This is a genomic window from Devosia soli (genome assembly GCF_000970455.1).
Lineage (GTDB): Bacteria > Pseudomonadota > Alphaproteobacteria > Rhizobiales > Devosiaceae > Devosia > Devosia soli.
Genome location: NZ_LAJG01000014.1, coordinates 1 through 18,146, shown reverse-complemented (window position 1 = coordinate 18,146; position 18,146 = coordinate 1). Strand labels below are relative to the sequence as shown.

Here is an 18,146-nt window from a genome sequence, read left to right as displayed (position 1 = left end):
AACTGGTCGTTTGAGCAGCTCAGCTTTGTCTCTGACTTCGCATTCTGCGAATTGCAGCGTGCTAGAGCGAAGAAATGTCGATCTTACCCGCGTTTAGCGGCGGTGGTAGATTTGCTGCATGAACCTGATCGAACCCCAAAAACTCTGGCCAGCCGACCACGTCGAACGCCGCCCTGTCGCGGCGCTGGTGCCCTATGCCCGAAATTCACGGACCCACTCAGCGTCGCAGGTAGACAAGATTGCTGCTTCCATTGGGGAATGGGGCTGGACCAATCCGGTGCTGGTGGATGATGCGGGTGGGATCATTGCGGGCCATGGACGGGTGCTGGCAGCGCAGAAGCTTGGCATCGAAGAGGTGCCTGTGATGGTTGCCTCGGGCTGGAGTGAGGCACAGCGGCGAGCATACGTTCTGGCAGACAACCGGCTTGCGCTCGACGCCGGCTGGGATGAGGACCTGCTCCGCACCGAACTGGCCGATCTGGGCGAGCTGGGCTTTGATTTGCCGCTGACCGGGTTCTCGCCAGCCGAGCTTGGGAAGCTGATGCCCAGCGTCGTCGAGGGTGGCGCAGCGCATGTCCCTGACGTACCGGTAGAACCCGTGAGCAGGCCCGGTGACGTCTGGGTTTTGGGAGAGCACCGGCTCATCTGCGGCGACAGCACTGATCCAGATACCGTTACTCGGCTCCTTGACGGAGCCAAACCGCATTTGATGGTGACCGATCCGCCCTATGGGGTGGAGTACGACCCGGAGTGGCGAACGAGGGCAGGAGTGTCCTCGACCGATCGCACCGGCAAGGTTGAGAACGACCATCGAGCCGATTGGCGGGAAGCTTGGGCGTTGTTCCCCGGTGACGTCGCCTATGTCTGGCATGCGGGCATCTATGCCACGACCGTTGCCGAGAGCCTCTTTGCATCGGGCTTTAGTCTGCGCTCGCAGATCATCTGGGCTAAGCCACGCCTGGTACTGAGCCGTGGCCACTATCACTGGTAGCACGAGCCTTGCTGGTACGCGGTACGCGAAGGCGGGCAGGGGCATTGGCAGGGGTTTCGGGATCAGACCACCATCTGGGCCATAGACGGAAAGAACGAGGATCAGGACACTCCCCACTCGACGCAAAAGCCGGTGGAGTGCATGGCTCGAGCGATCCGCAACAACAGCAAGCCTGGCGATGCAATTTACGAACCGTTCTGCGGATCCGGCACCACCATCATCGCTGCCGAGCTCGAGAAGCGGCGCTGTTACGCCGTGGAGCTCTCAATGGCTTACATCGATGTGGCTGTGCTGCGCTGGCAGGCTTTCACTGGAAAGCAGGCGCTTCTGGAGCAGAGTGGACAGACCTTTTCAGAAGCTGCTGAACGTAAAGCCGCGGACGTAGCGGCATGACCCGGCGCGGCCGTCCTTCTTATCAGCCGACGGACAAGGATCGAAGGGTTGTCGAGATGATGGCCGGGTGGGCCATGGCAGAAGAACGCATTGCCAAGGTGATCGGTGTTGATCCCAAAACCTTGCGTAAGCACTTTGCGCAGGAGCTGGAGGTTGGCCATGCCAAGCTTGAGGCGCAACTAGCACAGAATCTACTGCGCATCGCGCAAGGTCATGATCGGCAGTCGCTAATTGCAACCATCTTTGCGCTGAAGACGCGCTTTGGCTGGGTGGAGCAACCGCCACCACCGCGGGAGGAGGCACCGGGAAAGAAGGAAGCGATGTTGGAAGCTGCACATCGTGCAATGACTGGATCGTCCAAGTTTGCTCCGCAACGACCGCCGCCTCTGTATCGTCGGCAGAGTGAGGAAGGCCTGAACTAGACTGGGTTAGCCGACGGCCGCTTCCGACCCCCTTTCAGACGTTCGAACTGCAGATGCGTTACTCCAAAAGCAGCCAATGGCGAAATATGAAGGCGATGCCAATGAATGGCCATGCCATCCGAGCGGCTGAGATCAGCTCCATTGAGTCCTTATCGCTTGAATGATGACGGTGGGCAGCAAGGCCTCACACCCCAGAGGCCACAATCAGGCCATAGCTAATGACGCCAAGCACGATCAAGGACAAGGTGACAGACGCAGTGACGGGCAGCCCGGCTTTTGCGACAACCCGCACATCCACGCCAAGGCCTAGAGCCGCCATGGAAATCGTGGTCAGCACACTTGCGATCGACGCCAGCGGGGCGATCAGTACAAGTGAAACGAGCCCAAGCGAGCGCAGCGTCGCCACCAGCAAAAACCCGATAATGAACCAAGGAACCAGTTCAAATAGTCCCAATCGATCGCCGGATGCAGGGCGGGTATCCGTTGGTGCTGTAGCGTTAGTCAGGCGTCGTGCAAACAATGACAGCAGTAAGACCACAGGTCCGAGCATCAGCACGCGGACAAGCTTCACGACTGTACCGATCTGATTGCTCAGGGCGCCGATCGGTAATGTAGCGGCTAGAACTTGAGGCACGGCATAAACGGTCAAGCCTGCCAAAACACCGTACTGCGTCAGACTAAGCGCCAGAACAGGCACAAGCAAAGGCAGAAGCAGCACGGTAATGACGCCTAAGACGGCGGTAAAGGCGATGGAAGATGCAACGTCCTCGCTGTCAGCCCCAATGACAGGAGCCACAGCTGCGATCGCGGAATTGCCACAGATGGAGTTGCCGCAGGCAATCAAAATTGCGGTCCGCTGCGGCAGTCCAAGCGAGCGGCAGATGACGAAACTGACTACCAGAGAGATTACAACGACGGCTGCGATGCCAACGACGAGCACCAGTCCTAACTCAGCAACCATGCTGGCGCTGATCGAGGCACCGAGCAGAACCACCGCGAATTCCAGCAGCAGTTTTGCGCTGAATTGAATACCCGGCTCGAACAGCGGCCCGGGCGTCCACAACGTCCTGATGACGACGCCAATTATGATCGCCAGCACCAGAGCTTCAAGATACGGCTGACCAACAAACAACACTTCCAAGGCTTGCAGCGCGATGGCTACCAGGGTGACAGCAACGCACAGGAGAATACCTGGGAGGGACTTACTAACGGCGTTCATACAAATTCCAGGCCGAAAATTGAAGTTGGGAGCGCTACTGGCGGGGACGAAGACCCCGGTTAGCGAAGACCGATCGTTATGTCTTGTCAATTTAGAGCGACTAGAATTGCTCCACCAGCAATCAATCCGACGCCAGCCCAAGCAGCAGCCGAAAGGCGTTCGCCAAGGAACGCAGCCGCTATAATGGCCACCAGCACCACGCTCAACTTGTCGATGGGCGCAACTTGCCCCGCGTTGCCGATCTTGAGTGCCCTGAAATAGCAAAGCCATGACAGCCCCGTTGCTAGGCCAGAGAGAACCAAAAAGGTCCAGGTTTTTGCCGACACTGTGGCGGGATCTTGCCACTGGCCGGTAGCCAAAACGATGGCGCCAGCCACGATCAGGATGACGATGGTTCGGATGAGCGTGGCATAGTCGGAGCTGATGTTCTCGATGCCGATTTTGGCAAAGATTGCTGTCATCGCAGCGAACACGGCTGAGAAGGCAGCCCAGAACTGCCAAGAATTGAAGATCGAGGTCATGGCTGGGCCTTTGTAAAGGTGAGCAACAGCTTGGAGGAGGCCGAGTGGATACATTGCCCAGTCATGACCAAGAAACCAGTCTACCAGAGCTGATCGGTGATGTCCGATATGATACGATACTTTCCAGAAGCAGACTGACTGTAAACCACCCCATTACCGCCGGTTTCCTGGGTGGGCGGGCTTTGAAATGCCGAGTGTTCGTTGTTCGTGCCCGGAAGATTTCCGGCACAATTTCGAGCCGCGATAGATCCTTGATATCGGCCTTTTCGGCCGTTGCGGAAATGCTGAGCGGCTAGCCCGCGCTGCTCGCGGGGGCGATTAGCCTGTCGGGTCTGGCGATGGGTACCACTGTGCTACACTCATCTGGGCCGGTTCCCGGGCCGCGGCTTCTTAAGCGCAGATCCGTCGTCGCTAGATAATTTAGCCTTGCCGACGCAGTTCGGATATCGGACGCAGCCAAGGAACTTGCCATAGCTGCCGCTGCGTTCAACCAGCCAACCATCTTCGCATTCGGGGCACGTCGGATAGGTGGCACCGCACTGGCATCGAACGTCGGCCGTTCCATCGGTGAAGCGAGGCAAAGCGGTTCCGCAGGATTGGCAAACGGGCAGGAGGTTTCCGCAATGCTGCACATGCTCGCAGCGATACCAGACTCGGCCATCCTTCCCAGTGACGCCCAACAACCGCCCACCGCATTCGCCGCAGTCATGCTCCTCCAGCTCCGCGCCAGGTTGAGCGGCGATGCCGTAAGCGGGATCCTTCTTCAGTTCAGTAACAAAGGACGATGGCCGGGCGTTCGAGGCAAGGATCGTCAGTGTGTGTCGGGCCCGGGTCATCGCGACATACATGACGCGCCGTTCCTCGGCGTTCTGGAACGCCTCCTCCTCCGGCGACACTAGAGACAGCAGGGGGTCGTCGACGATCTCTGATGGGAACCCCGTGCGCCCGCTGTCGGCGTTCAGTAGGATGACGTGGTCGGCCTCCAGACCCTTGGAAGCGTGGATGGTGTTGAAGCTGATCTTCAGCCGCGGAAAGCGTTGCCGCAGATCCTGCATGTTCGGCTCGACGAAGCGGTAACGGCCGAGAAGCAGCACCGTCGCAGGCTTCGCCTCCGGTGCCACAGCGGCTGACCTGGCGGCAAGAACCTGGGACAATTTCGCCTCATCCTCGCCCTTGGACACGGTCACGACTCTGATGGCGGGTTCGGTCGCGAACCCGGCCGGGACGATCTGCTTCTCTATCTGGGCTGGGTTTCGCAGGACGAAGGTTCTGGCCGCAAAGGCGATCTGGTCAACCGATCGGAAGGTGCGGCCTAGATCGACGGTCCGGTGCACCCCAGCTTCGCCATCGAAGCTGCCGCCAAACTCCCGCCCGAAATGACGCATCAGATGGATGTCGGACCCGGCGAAGCGGAAGATCGACTGCCAGTCGTCACCAACGGCAAAGACGCGCACATCCGGATGCTGCGCCTTCAGCGCCTTCAACAGCCGAGCCCTGCTTTGCGAGATGTCCTGGAATTCATCGATCAGGATGTGGCGGAACGGACTGACGTAGCGTCCCGTCTCGGTATAGCCCGCGGCACGCAGGATCATGTCCTCGAAGTCAATCCGGCCTTCCAGGCGCTTCTGGTACTCCTCGAAAACCGCCGCGAACACATCAAGGAACGCCCGGGCGCGCTTGCCTAGCTTCAGCTGGTTGGACTTTGTCTCGCAGTCCTGCAGGCTGTGGCTGCCGCTCTTGAACTTGCGCAGGAAGGTTCCAAGCAGCTTCGAAAAGTCATCGACCTGCTTCAACTCAACGATCCGGTCGTAGATCTTGTCGGCGGGGCGAGGTTTCAGGGTGACATGCGGCGCCAGCTTTTCAGCAAGGCCGGTCAGCAGGCGCCCCTCTTGCCGCTCATAGCTATAGGTTTCAATTAGGGTGGTTTCATGCTCGGCATGGACCTGCCGCTTCCACTCCATGCCAGCCAGATATTCGTGACGGTCGATGAAGGGCGCCGTGACCAGCTGTTCGCTGCCATCGGCCTTCTTCTGACGGCGCACCCCAAAATGCTCGATGTAGATGCCGCTTTCGGTCAGGCGGAAATCCGGCAGGTAATCGCGCCTGCCTGTTTCGGGGATCTTGTGTTCGTACACGGGCTCGTATTCGTATTCGACGCCGTTTTCATACAGCCAGTTGGCGATCTGCAGCTCTTCGTAACTTTTGACCTTTTCGCCCTGCAGCGTGCGCAGGTCTTGCGCTTCCATGTGGGAGTAAAAGTCGTGCTTGGTCTGAAAGTCCCATTCGGTCTTCGGCTCAACCAGGAAATGAGCGAACCACCGGATGATCGCCTCCGACACATCAGAACGCCGAAGGACAAGGTCTTTTAGGATCTGTTTGATCAGATTGGTGAAGGCCATGTCATTGGTGGCGTGGTCGGCCAGCGCGGGCTTTGACCCTTCGACGATGCCGATGATGTCGTAGGCAATCGCGTGGAAGGTCCGTGCGACAAGGGGCACGCCGGATCGGGCCTCGACACGTTCTGACATCTCTTCCGCCGCATTTTTCGCAAAGGCGAGAAGCAGGATTTCTTCCGGCGACCGGATGCCCGCTTTGACCAGATAGGCGGCCTTGGCGGTGATCACGCTGGTCTTTCCCGATCCCGCCCCGGCCAGAACGAGCGTCGCATCCTCATCGACGACGATCGAAAGGCGTTGTTCCGGCGTCAGCGGCTTGCTCTCGATGGTGTCGAAGAAATCCTTCCAGCGATCCAGTTCGGCGGCGACGAAGGCCGCTATGCCGTTTGCCCGTAATGTGCGCGGTTCGTCTGCAAAATTCCGGACAGGCGCAATGTGTGCTACGATCTCGGGACCGACGGCTTCGGCATTCAGCTTCGAAAGAAGCGAAGCATCTAGAGCACGGGCTTTTTCGAGCAGGGGCGCGATCTGATAGGCCGCAGGATATCGAGACGGCGCCACCAACGACTTCACTTCAGCAAGGATACTATTCAGGTGAGCCGCTTCTTTCTCAAGGGCCGCGAGGTTAAAGCGGGTCCACGCTTCTTTGATCCGTTGCGAGAAGTCACGGGCATCTTGGTGGCTGGCGCCTTTCAACGCGACCTCGTCCATTTTATCAGTAAAGACGGTCAGCGTGGTTCCAAGCATACCCCTCGTAACGGCCGGCGCCCTCGCTAACGACTGCAGCGACAGCGACTCGACCCGGCGGCGGCGCGTCAATCGTATGTAGTTCCCGTCGAGCTCCATGGTGCGGGCGGACGTGCCGAAGGGATCAGCTAGAAACTTCAGCAGTGGACGTTGCCGTAGACGGGTCAAGATTGGCTTTCGGCTTTCCAACAGACCGCATGCGCAGTGGCGGCTCGCTCCCTATTGCCCCGAAACACTTGCTTCATAACTCAAGAGCTACCGGCACAGGACCGGGGTCGCGCACCAGCCAGTAGAATACATCCACAGGCAGTTCGAAAGCTATGCCGCCAGCTAGATTGCCCGAAGCCACAAGGTTACGCTCCCTCAGCGCCTCATCCATCCGCGCTAACAACGCGGTGCGCACGAGTTCAGGGTCGCCGACCTTTCGAGCAGCCCGGTTTATGTGCCCATCATACTTGACCACTCGCCTTAGGCCCTGTGGAACTTGACTACTCACGTGGGTGGCAAGCAAAAGAGAGTAGACGGCGCTAGCTTGAGGCGCAAACGAGCGGGTTTTTGCCTCGTCCTCTGCAGTGATAAGGCAATAGCGCATCGCATCATCAAATGAGTACATCGCCTTGAGCTCAAGCAGAGCAACGGGCACTTGTGACCGACTGAGTATCGCAAGGTCAACGCGGTCCCACTCACGAGCGACCAAATAGTCCGAGCCCACGGATTGATGGAGAGTAAATGCCAGGCGATCACGGACAGGCGCTTCCACTTTGGATGTTAGAGCCAAATAGGCCAGCTCATTGGGTTCGAAGGACGAAGTCAGTCCTGTCAGCACTCGAACGATCTCATCTTCGAGCAGTTTCTGGCCATCATATGGCGCCATTTGGTTCGAGTCCCCGTAGCACTACTCAAATCCCACTCTGTAACGGAATCAATACGACAGGCTAGTAGCCTGCCGGGTGAAAGTTGCTGTATCGAAAGCTTGGGAGCGGGGCATGAGGAACATCGACGGAAGCATGCTTTTTTCAGCCTCGGACCTCATGCGGTTCATGGGCTGCAGTCACTCGACGGTGCTGGATCTGCAGCACATGCGCGGTGCTGGACCCCAGCCGACGGCAGCGACTGAAGACGCAGAGCTTCTTCAGAAGCAAGGCGATGCTCACGAGGCCGCTCATTTGGAAGCTTTAAAAGCAAGCGGCAAGCGCGTGATGGAGATCAAGCGCAGTGACCTGTCATCCAGCACTCGTGCGACGCTCGATGCTCTTCGGTCGGGTGCGGAAGTAATCTACCAGGGCGCCTTCCTTTCGGGGCAGTGGGGCGGATGGTCAGACTTCCTGCACCGGGTAGACAAACCCTCAGCACTCGGGAACTTCAGCTATGAGGTCACGGACACCAAGCTCAAGCGCCGCCCACATCCGACCCATGTCCTGCAGCTTGCCCTCTACTCGGATCTTCTCTCGGAGGTTCAAGGCGTCGCGCCGGAGTATGCGCACGTTGAACTCGGAAACGGCATGCGAGCCAGTCTGCGGCTGAAGGACTATTCCGCATATGCGCGCATGGCTCGTGGTCGGCTAGAAGCATTTGTTGCCAACCCACCCTCTACACGTGCGGTGCCGTCCGCCATTTGTGGTTTGTGCCGCTGGTCTGATCACTGCAACAGCACCTGGAAGACCGAAGATAGCCTCTTCAATGTGGCCAATATTGCGAAGGGGCAGGTGAAGAAGCTCGAAGCAGCCGGCATCGTGACAATGGAAGGACTTGCTGCGAGCGAGGCCAGCGTGCGCGGGATGGCACAAGCCACCTTGGACAGGTTACGCTCACAAGCTCGGCTGCAACAGGCCCGCAAAAGCGGAGATCCGAAACATCAGCTGCGTCCACCACAGCCAGGCAAAGGGTTCGATCTCTTACCGGCCCCGCAGCCGGGCGATGTGTTTTACGACATTGAAGGTGATCCACATTTTGAAGGTGGGCTAGAGTACCTCCATGGTGTCTGGTTTGATGGCGGGTTCAGATCCTTCTGGGCCCACGACCATGCCGCTGAAGCCCGCTCCTTAGCAGAGCTGTTGGACTTCTTTCGTGACCGTCTCGCCCGCTATCCGGCCGCCCACCTCTACCACTATGCACCCTACGAGATCACCGCCCTGCGGCGGCTCACCGCGAAGTATGGGATTGGGGAAGCATTCCTTGATCGTCTCCTGCGAGAGCGCCGCTTTGTAGACCTATATGCCGTAGTGCGCGGTGGCTTGATAGCTTCCGAGCCAAACTACTCTATCAAGTCACTTGAGGCATTCTATGGTTTGCAGCGGGACGGAGAGGTCAAGACAGCAGGCGGGTCTGTGGTGGCCTACGAACGTTGGCGAGAAAGCGGCGATCAACAGATCCTTGACGAGATCGAGGCTTACAATCGCGTGGACTGTGTCTCCACAGAGATGCTTCGCAATTGGCTTGTGCGGATCCGCCCTGAAGGACCCTGGCCGGTAAGGGCCGTAGACGCAGCTGACAAGCAGGTACTGGAAGACGAAGAAGCCGCCGCCTTGCGAGCACGCCTAGCCAGCTCTGGCGTTCCTGAAGCCCTGCAGCAGCGCCTGTTCAATCTGGGCCTGTTTCACAAGCGAGAAGCCAAGCCCGCCTGGTGGGCGATCTTTGACAGCCTTGGTCGAGAAGAAGACGAACTGATCGATGATCTCGATGCACTCGCTGGCCTAACGGCCATCAGCGACATTGAACCGATCAAGCGCTCAGTAGCCCGAACGTACGAATTCCCACCTCAAGAGTCCAAACTGCGGGAGGGGCGAACTGCTACCATCCCCACCAGCGAGGGCTTTGCCTCGGTCAACATTGAGGCAATGGATCGACACAGGCGGACAGTAACGCTGAAAGTTGGGGCGGCTAGACGAGCTCTACTGGCCGAAAACCTGACGCTTCATCCTGATCCGCCGCTTGACACTAAAGTCATTGCAGCGGCGCTCATGGATGTAATCGAAGACCAGTGTGGGCCAAGCCGTTACCAGGCTCTAGGCGACCTCCTGGAGGCCAGAGCGCCGCGGTTGTCGAGCGGGGCAGGGGATATCCTGAGTGGTAGCGATCTTGTGGCTGGCACAATCGCCGCTGTGCACAGGATGGAAAACACAGTTCTTCCGGTTCAAGGACCTCCGGGAAGTGGGAAGACGTATGTGACCGCCCGGACCATCTTGTCGCTCGTCGAGGCAGGGTACCGGGTGGGCGTAGCTTCAAACAGCCACGAGGCGATCCGAAACGTGCTGATGGGATGCGTGGACGCACTGAAGGATGTCAAACTCACTCGCACCCTAGATATTATTCATAAAGTCTCGAGTGACGATGACGGGTACCCTGACAATTCTCCTGTGCGTCGCACTACCGATAATGCGAATGCTGCAGCGGGCGGCAATGTTGTGGGCGGTACGGCCTTCTTCTTCGCGCGAGACGAAAACATCCAAGCATTTGATTGGCTGTTTGTGGACGAAGCTGGACAGGTTGGCCTGGCCAACATGGCTGCGATGGGGCGTGCAGCGCGCAACATCGTCCTTGTCGGTGATCCACGCCAGCTGCCGCAGGTGATCCAAGGGTCGCATCCTGAGCCGGCCAACATGTCCTGTCTGGAATGGCTGCTGGGTGACCACGCAACCGTACCTGCTGACAAAGGCATCTTTCTCGGCACGACGCGACGGATGCACCCAAACGTTTGCCGATTTATTTCAGAGCAGGTTTATGAAGGCCGGCTTCAGAGCCATCCTGATACTGAGAGTCAGTGTGTCAGCGGGACTGCATTCCCAGGCACAGGTGCGTTCTGGGTGCCCGTCGAGCACGAGGGTAATGCTCAAACCTCCTATGAAGAAGTAGAAGCAATTCGAGCTGCAAGTGAGAGCCTGCTAGCTGGACGCTGGACTGATAAGAATGGGGCCACACGTCCCATGCAAGAGTCTGACATCATTGTCGTAGCCCCCTATAATCTACAGGTGAATGCATTGAGAGCAGCTTTGCCGGCCGGATTTCGGGTTGGAACGGTAGATAAGTTTCAGGGTCAAGAAGCGCCGGTTTGCATTGTCTCAATGGCTGCTTCGTCGGCTGACGAAACCTCCCGCGGAATGGAGTTCCTGTTTTCGCTGAATCGCATCAACGTCGCGGTTTCTCGGGCCAAAGGATTGGCTTTGGTCTTCGGGTCACCTCGGCTGCGCCAGGCAAAATGCGCGTCTATAGAGCAGATGCGACTAGTGAACTCGCTCTGTGCCTTGGAAAGTGTTCAATGAGTGGACTGACCGCAGAGCGCCGGGTCGTCTTCTATGATGCTGACGGCGTCGCCTACCAGCCAGTTCGACACGGAGATAGGCTTACTGGTCGCTCTGCTTTCAAGATTAAGCCAGCGGGAGCGAGCAACCGAGCCGATGAGGCGATACAGACCGACGACATTCTAGAAGTTGCTCGTGCGATGTTGGTCGATGGCCTTGCTGTTCGGTGCAAGGCCTTAAGCGGCGGGCCGGTGAACTACTTACGCTTCGGCGCCGAGAAACTGGTGAGCTACGAGATAGGTCCCGAGATCGCTACAGCGTTGAGCGTACCTGCTGTACACAATCTCACTGTCGTCGCCGGTGCCGGATCGCAGCAGAATTTGCTCGATCTTCTCACACGTGCAGAAATCGACGCCGCAATGCAGGAGTGCGACGAGCTAGGACTGAACGCCTTTCTTGCGCGCAGTGGCTTTGTACGCCCGCAAGTTTGGATCAAAAGCTCCGGTGAGGAACCGAAACATCCGGCTAAAGCCACTGTCGCGGCCGCGTTGCGGTATCTGCCGAACGGTCGGGCTCTTTCGGCCAAGGAGTTCTTCGGAGGGTTCGGAGAGAGTCAAGCGTTTCGCAAGCTTGAGGAACTCGGGTACGAGCTACTTAGGCCTGATGCCGACCCGACGCCTGTTGACTTGTCGCGTGCTGCTGTTGAGACAGCCATGGACGCTTTCGACCGTTATCGCTTCCAAGGAGAGGCGAGTGACCTGTTCGATCATTTCGGCGAGCCGCGGGACTACTGGGTACGATCAACGCGGCACCGTATGAATCGCGTGTATCCTACTAAAGCTATTGTTGGGCATGTACTAAGTACTAAAGACATCCACGGGGGCTGGAACCAGCCTACTGGTCCTGTTTCGCGCCTTCACAACAGCGGTTTCGTTATAGTCGACAGCAACGACTTACCCATTCAGCCGCCGGATAGAGATTACGTACTAAAGGGCGCCGACAGAATTCGGCTTTGTGCGCTGAACTATTTCATAGCCCCAGCACGAGAAAACGCCGCGAAAGAAGTCTCGATAGTCGTAAGCGATATTGCATGGGCACTGAGCCTATCCGACGCTTCCCCAAACATCTGTCAAGCACTGGGCGGTGAGAAGTTCCAGCACTTAGCCCAGGTGTCGCCCCCGACCTATACTGAACCGAACCCTAGTAGCTCCACCGTATTCACCTATCAATTATCCTCTCAGGCGGACCAAGCGACTGTGACTCAATCGACTTTGACACCACCTCGTTCGCCAACCAACCTGATCCTCTACGGCCCGCCAGGGACCGGGAAGACCTACCGTACTGCGTGGGAGGCGGTGCGGCTCTGCGAAGGTGAGCACGTCGCAGAACAACTCAAGGGAGACGACAAGCGTGCTGCCTTGATGGAGAGATATCGAAAGCTAGTAGACAATCATCGGATTGAGTTCGTCACCTTTCACCAGTCCATGTCCTATGAGGAGTTTGTCGAAGGCCTCCGACCAGTTCCTATGGAGGAGGATGCTGAAGGGCTTTCTCAGAATTCATCCAGTGCGGGTTTCCGCCTTGAACCTTTCGACGGCGTATTCAAGCGCGTCAGCGAGAACGCAAGGATCAATCGCAGCGCAGCGAATTCAGCAAAGAGGCTTGATCGCTCAGCGAGAGTTTTCAAGGTTGCGTTGGGGAACCGTCAGATCGAGGAGGACAGACAGCGTATCCGCTTCGGTCTGGACAACAGCTTAATTCACGTCGGCTGGGGCGGAAACATCGACTGGTCTGATGAACGTTTCGACGAGTTCAGCGAAATCTTCTCCGAGTGGAAAAGAAAAGATCCACAGGCGACCGGCCTCGATGGAAATGTGGTGATCACTTACTCGCTCCGGGCCGATATGCAGGTAGGCGACTACGTTGTAGTGTCTGACGGACGCGACCGCATTCAAGCATTTGGAAAGGTCACGGGTGAGTATTTCTATGACGAATTGGCGGCATTCCACCCCCACAGACGTAGGGTGGAGTGGCTTTGGCGCGACGACAAAGGAACTGAGCGCAGCCGTTTCTATCCAAAAACCTTCAGGCGGCACTCGATCTACAAGCTGAATCAGTCGCTCGTGGATTGGGAGGCATTGGACGACATCGTGTTCGGCGGCGATGTGCCTCAGGGTAGCCAGTCTACGCTCAACTACGTGCTAATCATTGACGAAATCAACCGAGCCAATATTTCTAAGGTGCTCGGAGAGCTAATCACCTTGCTTGAGCCAGATAAGCGGCTCGGCATGCCAAATGAGATACGCCTAACGCTGCCCTATTCAAAAAAGCCGTTCGCCGTACCTGCAAACCTTCACATAATAGGCACGATGAACACTGCAGACCGCTCGATTGCGCTTCTAGATACCGCTTTACGCCGCCGCTTTACGTTCGAAGAGCTGATGCCGGATCTATCAGTGCTATCAGAGAATGTAGGTGGCATAAACGTCCGCAAGCTTCTTGCCACTATCAACGAGCGTGTGGAGTATCTGTTTGATCGAGAGCATCAGATCGGGCACGCGTATTTTACTAGCTGCAAGACGCGGGCTGATGTCGAAGACGCGGTGCGCTACAGGGTCATCCCGCTGCTAGCCGAATATTTCTATGAGGATTGGTCTCGCGTTGCTGCGGTTCTTGGTGACACAGGGCAGAGCGGTTCTCGGTTCATAGAGGCTCGTCCGCTAAGGGCGCCTGCAGGGTTAGCGCAGGACGATCTAGGCGATGAGAAGCAGCGGTGGCTTGTGAAAAGCAAGTTCGATTTTTCAGAATTCCATGCTCAATGACATCCTACTTGGTTAGAGAATGGGAGACGCTGCCGCACGGTGAGGGCGCTGGCTGCATCCCTGAGCGGCATGCTACGCGCCTCGTCGAGATAGCTAAAGGTTCTTCTCTTTCTGGAAGGGGCGGGTCAGGGGTGTTGGAAGATCGACGCCGGGATCTGCGTGCGCGCGGAGTGGTCGGAGTTCTCGCTGCCCCGGAATGCACATTAGAGATACTGCCGAAGATCGACGTAGCCAATGATGCAAGCTCAGACGCCCAAACAGCGGCAATACGCAAACGGCTCGTCCACATGCTGGCCGTGGCTCTCAACTTGAAAGTCGAAACGGGACGCATCACCGAACTGGACTGGCAACGCGAAACGCTTCTCGAGATCCTCATCCGAATATATTGCGAAAAGCTGACCCAGGCTGTCCGAGGTGGGATCCCCCGGCAGTATGTCGGTCGGGAGGACGATCTGGCAGCGCTGCGCGGGACGCTCAACGTAGTGCGCCAATTCACCGTAAACGCTGCTAATCCCGCGCTCCTCGGGTGCCGTTTCGACGAGTTGTCCGACGACATCTCCTTAAATCGCATCATGAAAGCGTGTGTGACCCACTTATCTAAGATGTCCCGCACTGCCGCCAACCAGCAGCGTCTTCGGGAGCTAGCGTTCGTCTACGCCGAAATTGCGGATGTTCCCACGCCAGCACTGCGATGGGCGGATGTGCTCATCGACAGAACAAACCGCCAGTGGCAGGATCTATTCGCAATGGCGCAGCTGTTCCTGCGAGACAAGTATCAAAATACCAGTGGCGGTTCAGGGCAGGGCACAGCTTTGCTGTTCGAAATGAATGATCTTTTCGAAGAGTATGTGGGCCGACTTATTGCTCGCGCACTAGCCGGAACTGACTACAGAGTTACCCTACAAGGCGGCCTTCGGTATTGCCTCACTGCACTGGACTCAGAGCGGGCGGTTTTCCAGACTAAGCCCGACATATTGATCTGGCACGGAAGAGAGGTGGTCCATGTCCTCGACACAAAATGGAAACGGATTTCGGCGCGGATTGACGACCCTAAACAGGGGGTTTCTCAGGCCGACGTTTACCAGATGATGGCTTACGCTCACGTGTATAAGTCCCCCATCCTGACGCTGCTCTATCCTCACCACGACGGGCTAGCAGATAGGGAAGGAATACAGGCCCAGTTCAAAGTTACGGGGCACGACACGGTTCTTCAGACCGCCAGTGTTGATGTTGGCACTACCGAAGGCATCATCGAACGATTGCAGCAGATTGTCCGTCCATCCACTGACACCGCAAGCCGGGTTAACTGACGGCACTACTTCGGCCAATTACAAACACATAGAGCAGCCTGCAATGCCCAGCATCATCTCTGACGAGGTCTGGTCCGCCTTGGTCTCCGCTAACGAAAGAGCCGTCGCAAACGGATGGGCAGAGCCAGGCGTATTTGGTCCTGGCGTCGGCCCAGCCTATGAAGTTGGAGGTCATAGCAGTGTACTGTATGTCGGCAAGAGCGCGGGGCCTCTAGGCTCGCGAGTGGGATCCAGCTTCGATCAAGCGCTAAATGCAGAAGCTTCCCATCACAGAGTGGCTGATGGTTGGACGCTTATCTGGCAGCACATGGACGGACCTAGAGCGATAATAACCAAACACCCTCAAGGGTGGCCAAGTAAGAATCGGCAGGCGGTCATGGACGTGCTGATCAGTGGCTCTGCGCATTGGCTGAAGAATAAGTAGGAAGAATGCAAGCAACAAGGAAGGTGCTCAGGATCGAACGGTTGTCCTCTCGTGCTGGCGTTCGCGAGGAGCCTGAAATTACCCCACGTGGCTACAAGCTTGGCGATCCGAAGTGGGGTTCGCAAAAGCATCATGCCGACAAAGCGGTCTATGCAAAGACCCTTGAAGAAGCGGCTGCACTTGTTGAGGAGGGCTTCTCTTTGTGGATGGGTGCCAAAGGCAAACGGGCATCGTTGATTTCACCAGGCAGCTTAAAGATCGTGCACCAATAGACCGCGCTAAAGCAGTCCGGCCATTATAGCTCGGCAACGGTCACTGCAACCGCCTGGAGAACGTTGGATGCCAGTTCCTTTTCCTCCGCCACTCTCCGCCTGTCGGCTTCGAGTGGCAGGCCACCGTGCTCGGCCAGATAGTCCGATCCAGATGACGAAGATAGCGCATTGACCACGCTCTTCTCCGGCCTGCTTGACGTTCAATATGGCCAGTTTTACCTCGAAGCCGGAACACGGTTCGATGGCGAAATGGCGCGCTGCTTCAAGGGGCAGAGCAATGGCCTGTTGGGCGCCCGCGTGCCTGGTTTGCTGTTTGCGACAACGGGCCTCCATACCGGTATCGTCGGCGTCACCGTTTTGCTCGAAGTCTCCGAGCCGCCAATCGACGATAGCTGGGACGAAATCGTAGAAATCTCGCTGCAGGCCTCTCGCCGCGAAGTGGCGCTGCTTGAATGGGCGAGCGATGATCCCATCCCGCTCGCGGTGATGGCGGGCCCATATCGCGTGCGCTTTTCCGCCCGCGCCATGGACAAGGCCACCGAGGCCGATACCAATGAAGGTCCGGAACCGATCGATACCTATCAGATCGCGCTTTGGCCCGCCGCGCCGGCGCCGGACGTCAGCGCGTAGCCGAGGCCGTTACGGCTTGAAGTTCCATGGCATGAGGTCTGCGATCTGGCTGTTTGGCCAACCGGCGGCGATGCTCTTGAGGGTTTGTGCCAGCCAGGCATTGGGGTCGACGCCGTTCATCTTGGCGGTTGTCAGCAGCGTGGCGATCGTGGCCCAGGTCCGACCACCACCATCCGATCCGGCGAAGAGAGCATTTTTGCGGGTAATGGTTTGGGGCCTGATGGCGCGCTCGACAATGTTGGAATCGATCTCGATACGACCATCGACAAGGAAGCGTTCGAGTGCGACGCGGCGACTGAGGGTATAGCGGATGGCCTCGGCGAGTTTGGATTTGCCTGACAGGCGTGGCAGCTCCCGGTCCAGCATGTTGAACAGCTCGGCCACGATGGGACTGGAGCGCTCTGCCCGGACGCTGGCACGCAATTTAGCATGATGGCCGCGGATATCCTCCTCAATGGTCCAGAGCGGAGCCATGGCCTTGACTACGGCGCTGGCAAAGGGCGAGGCATCGCTTGCATGCAGATCAAAGAACTTGCGCCGCGCGTGGGCCCAGCACCCGGCAAGGGTCACCGCGTCATTGGCGCCGCTCTGCTTGCCCAGCCGGTTATAGGCAGTATAGCCGTCAACCTGCAGGATACCGCGATATCCATCCAGGTGCCGGGCGACGCAATCGCCGGACCGAGAGTCTTCGAACCGGTAGGCCACCATAGGTGGTCCTGATCCGCCAAAGGGTCGATCGTCCCGGGCATAGGCCCAGAGCCAGGCGGTCTTCACCTTGCCCGAGCCCGGCGCCAGGGTCGGTAACTGGGTCTCGTCGGCGAAGATCCGTTCGCCCTGTTTGATGGTGTGAAGGACGTACTGGGCCAGCGGTTCGAGTTCGAAGCCCAGCCGCCCCATCCACTGGGCCATCAGCGAGCGGTCCAGCTCCACGCCATCGCGGGCGTAAATTTCCTCTTGCCGGTAAAGCGGCAAGCCATCGGCATATTTGCTGACTGCCACCTGGGCCAGCAGCGCCTCGGTGGGGATGCCGCCGACAATCAGGTGGTCGGGCGCCAGCGCCTGTACAATGCGATCTTCGCCGTCAGCCAGGCGGTAGGCATATTTGGGACGACGGGTGACGATAACGCGGAACGTCGCCGGGGTCACATCGAGCCGTTCGGAGACGTCTTCGCCAATGCGGACGGCCTCCAGACCAACGCAGTCGGCCGGCACCTCGGGCTCGATGACCTGCTCGATGCGCTCCAGGTGTGGAGCAAAGCCTTTTCGCGGCCGCGATGGACGGGGAGCGGCACTGTTCCTGTCGCGTGCCTCCAGCCCAGCCTTGATCTCCTCAATGCCGGTTTCGATCTCGTCAAACACGAAGGCCATCTGCTCATCGTTGAGCGGGTCGTGCCGCAGCCGTTCCGAGCGTGTGCCGTATTGGGCGCGCTGCAGCATGGCGACGATCGAGGTCAGTCGCGCTATACGCTCGTCGGCCGTGGCGTTGATGACCTTGAGTTCGGCGATCTCGGCATGGGCAGCAGCGATCATCGCCTTGAGCGCGTCAATGTCATCTGGGAGCTGTTGCGGATCGGTCGGAGCCATAACCGCATTGTAGCACAAAACACCCCGGATTGCCTGGGATTTTGCGTCAGTGAGTCAGTCTGCCGCAGGCTTTTACCCAGCCGACTGCGGCCGGCTCTCAGTCACCGCGTGCACCCGTTTCCAGTCCATACCCTCCACCAGTGCCAGCAGTTGCGCATGGCTCAGGTGGATCCGGCT

Annotated in this window: 14 protein-coding genes; 8 read left to right on the top strand and 6 right to left on the bottom strand. The window is 58.0% G+C overall.

The genetic code is table 11. From position 1 onward, the window contains the following. Window positions 1-118: 118 nt before the first annotated feature. The 3 genes from VW35_RS04180 (at window position 119) to VW35_RS04175 (ending at window position 1,806) form a co-directional block, all read left to right on the top strand. Window positions 119-991 (top strand): ParB N-terminal domain-containing protein, encoded by an 873-nt coding sequence (locus VW35_RS04180; protein ID WP_244465826.1) that lies wholly within the window; start codon window positions 119-121, stop codon window positions 989-991. Between the two features lie 72 nt (window positions 992-1,063). Continuing rightward, the gene (locus tag VW35_RS21915) at window positions 1,064-1,384 is read left to right on the top strand and encodes a site-specific DNA-methyltransferase (RefSeq protein WP_280136758.1); all 321 of its coding nucleotides are present in this window, start codon (window positions 1,064-1,066) and stop codon (window positions 1,382-1,384) included. Further along, window positions 1,381-1,806 carry a hypothetical protein gene (locus VW35_RS04175; RefSeq protein WP_152662476.1) on the top strand — a complete coding sequence of 142 codons (426 nt, stop codon included), beginning with the start codon at window positions 1,381-1,383 and terminating at the stop codon, window positions 1,804-1,806. Before VW35_RS21915 ends, VW35_RS04175 begins: the two co-directional genes overlap by 4 nt. A gap of 184 nt (window positions 1,807-1,990) precedes the next feature. On the opposite strand, the gene VW35_RS04170 is transcribed toward VW35_RS04175, so the two are convergent. The 4 genes from VW35_RS04170 to VW35_RS04155 all read right to left on the bottom strand — a co-directional run bounded on the left by VW35_RS04170 (window position 1,991) and on the right by VW35_RS04155 (window position 7,563). Continuing rightward, window positions 1,991-3,025 carry a YeiH family protein gene (locus VW35_RS04170; protein ID WP_046141787.1) on the bottom strand — a complete coding sequence of 345 codons (1,035 nt, stop codon included), beginning with the start codon at window positions 3,023-3,025 and terminating at the stop codon, window positions 1,991-1,993. 86 nt (window positions 3,026-3,111) lie between these two features. Next, window positions 3,112-3,546, bottom strand: a complete 435-nt coding sequence (locus VW35_RS04165; RefSeq protein ID WP_046142469.1) for an EamA family transporter — start codon at window positions 3,544-3,546, stop codon at window positions 3,112-3,114. Window positions 3,547-3,905: 359 nt separating this feature from the next. Further along, on the bottom strand, window positions 3,906-6,857 hold the full coding sequence (locus VW35_RS04160) for a UvrD-helicase domain-containing protein (protein WP_046142468.1): 2,952 nt from the start codon (window positions 6,855-6,857) through the stop codon (window positions 3,906-3,908). A gap of 73 nt (window positions 6,858-6,930) precedes the next feature. Next, the gene (locus VW35_RS04155) at window positions 6,931-7,563 is read right to left on the bottom strand and encodes a hypothetical protein (protein ID WP_046141786.1); all 633 of its coding nucleotides are present in this window, start codon (window positions 7,561-7,563) and stop codon (window positions 6,931-6,933) included. Window positions 7,564-7,675: 112 nt separating this feature from the next. On the opposite strand from VW35_RS04155, the gene VW35_RS04150 reads away from it, so the two are divergent. The 4 genes from VW35_RS04150 to VW35_RS04135 all read left to right on the top strand — a co-directional run bounded on the left by VW35_RS04150 (window position 7,676) and on the right by VW35_RS04135 (window position 15,755). Beyond that, the gene (locus VW35_RS04150) at window positions 7,676-10,948 is read left to right on the top strand and encodes a TM0106 family RecB-like putative nuclease (protein ID WP_046141785.1); all 3,273 of its coding nucleotides are present in this window, start codon (window positions 7,676-7,678) and stop codon (window positions 10,946-10,948) included. Next, window positions 10,945-13,749, top strand: coding sequence for a ScoMcrA-related endonuclease (locus VW35_RS04145; protein ID WP_244465825.1), 2,805 nt, complete (start codon window positions 10,945-10,947; stop codon window positions 13,747-13,749). Before VW35_RS04150 ends, VW35_RS04145 begins: the two co-directional genes overlap by 4 nt. After that, window positions 13,746-15,059, top strand: coding sequence for an McrC family protein (locus tag VW35_RS04140; protein ID WP_046141784.1), 1,314 nt, complete (start codon window positions 13,746-13,748; stop codon window positions 15,057-15,059). The genes VW35_RS04145 and VW35_RS04140 overlap by 4 nt, the downstream gene beginning before the upstream one ends. Before the next feature lie 447 nt (window positions 15,060-15,506). Next, a complete protein-coding gene (locus tag VW35_RS04135; protein WP_244465824.1) occupies window positions 15,507-15,755 on the top strand; it encodes a hypothetical protein in 249 nt (82 codons plus the stop codon). Between the two features lie 23 nt (window positions 15,756-15,778). Here VW35_RS04135 and VW35_RS21480 read toward each other — a convergent pair whose 3' ends face one another. Continuing rightward, complete coding sequence (locus tag VW35_RS21480; RefSeq protein WP_161796852.1) at window positions 15,779-15,931, bottom strand: hypothetical protein; 153 nt, start codon at window positions 15,929-15,931, stop codon at window positions 15,779-15,781. On the opposite strand from VW35_RS21480, the gene VW35_RS04130 reads away from it, so the two are divergent. Next, window positions 15,924-16,385 (top strand): hypothetical protein, encoded by a 462-nt coding sequence (locus VW35_RS04130; protein WP_046141782.1) that lies wholly within the window; start codon window positions 15,924-15,926, stop codon window positions 16,383-16,385. The genes VW35_RS21480 and VW35_RS04130 overlap by 8 nt on opposite strands. A 9-nt stretch (window positions 16,386-16,394) precedes the next feature. Here VW35_RS04130 and tnpC read toward each other — a convergent pair whose 3' ends face one another. Next, window positions 16,395-17,969, bottom strand: a complete 1,575-nt coding sequence (tnpC, locus tag VW35_RS04125; protein WP_046141781.1) for an IS66 family transposase — start codon at window positions 17,967-17,969, stop codon at window positions 16,395-16,397. Window positions 17,970-18,146 lie beyond the last annotated feature (177 nt).

What these genes read in the sequence shown, in the direction of transcription:
- VW35_RS04155 (WP_046141786.1), bottom strand. Translation starts at nt 7,563, where the DNA reads ATGGCGCCATATGATGGCCAGAAACTGCTCGAAGATGAGATCGTTCGA.
- VW35_RS04180 (WP_244465826.1), top strand. Translation starts at nt 119, where the DNA reads ATGAACCTGATCGAACCCCAAAAACTCTGGCCAGCCGACCACGTCGAA.
- tnpC (WP_046141781.1), bottom strand. Translation starts at nt 17,969, where the DNA reads ATGGCTCCGACCGATCCGCAACAGCTCCCAGATGACATTGACGCGCTC.
- VW35_RS04140 (WP_046141784.1), top strand. Translation starts at nt 13,746, where the DNA reads ATGACATCCTACTTGGTTAGAGAATGGGAGACGCTGCCGCACGGTGAG.
- VW35_RS04165 (WP_046142469.1), bottom strand. Translation starts at nt 3,546, where the DNA reads ATGACCTCGATCTTCAATTCTTGGCAGTTCTGGGCTGCCTTCTCAGCC.
- VW35_RS04175 (WP_152662476.1), top strand. Translation starts at nt 1,381, where the DNA reads ATGACCCGGCGCGGCCGTCCTTCTTATCAGCCGACGGACAAGGATCGA.
- VW35_RS04150 (WP_046141785.1), top strand. Translation starts at nt 7,676, where the DNA reads ATGAGGAACATCGACGGAAGCATGCTTTTTTCAGCCTCGGACCTCATG.
- VW35_RS04170 (WP_046141787.1), bottom strand. Translation starts at nt 3,025, where the DNA reads ATGAACGCCGTTAGTAAGTCCCTCCCAGGTATTCTCCTGTGCGTTGCT.
- VW35_RS04145 (WP_244465825.1), top strand. Translation starts at nt 10,945, where the DNA reads ATGAGTGGACTGACCGCAGAGCGCCGGGTCGTCTTCTATGATGCTGAC.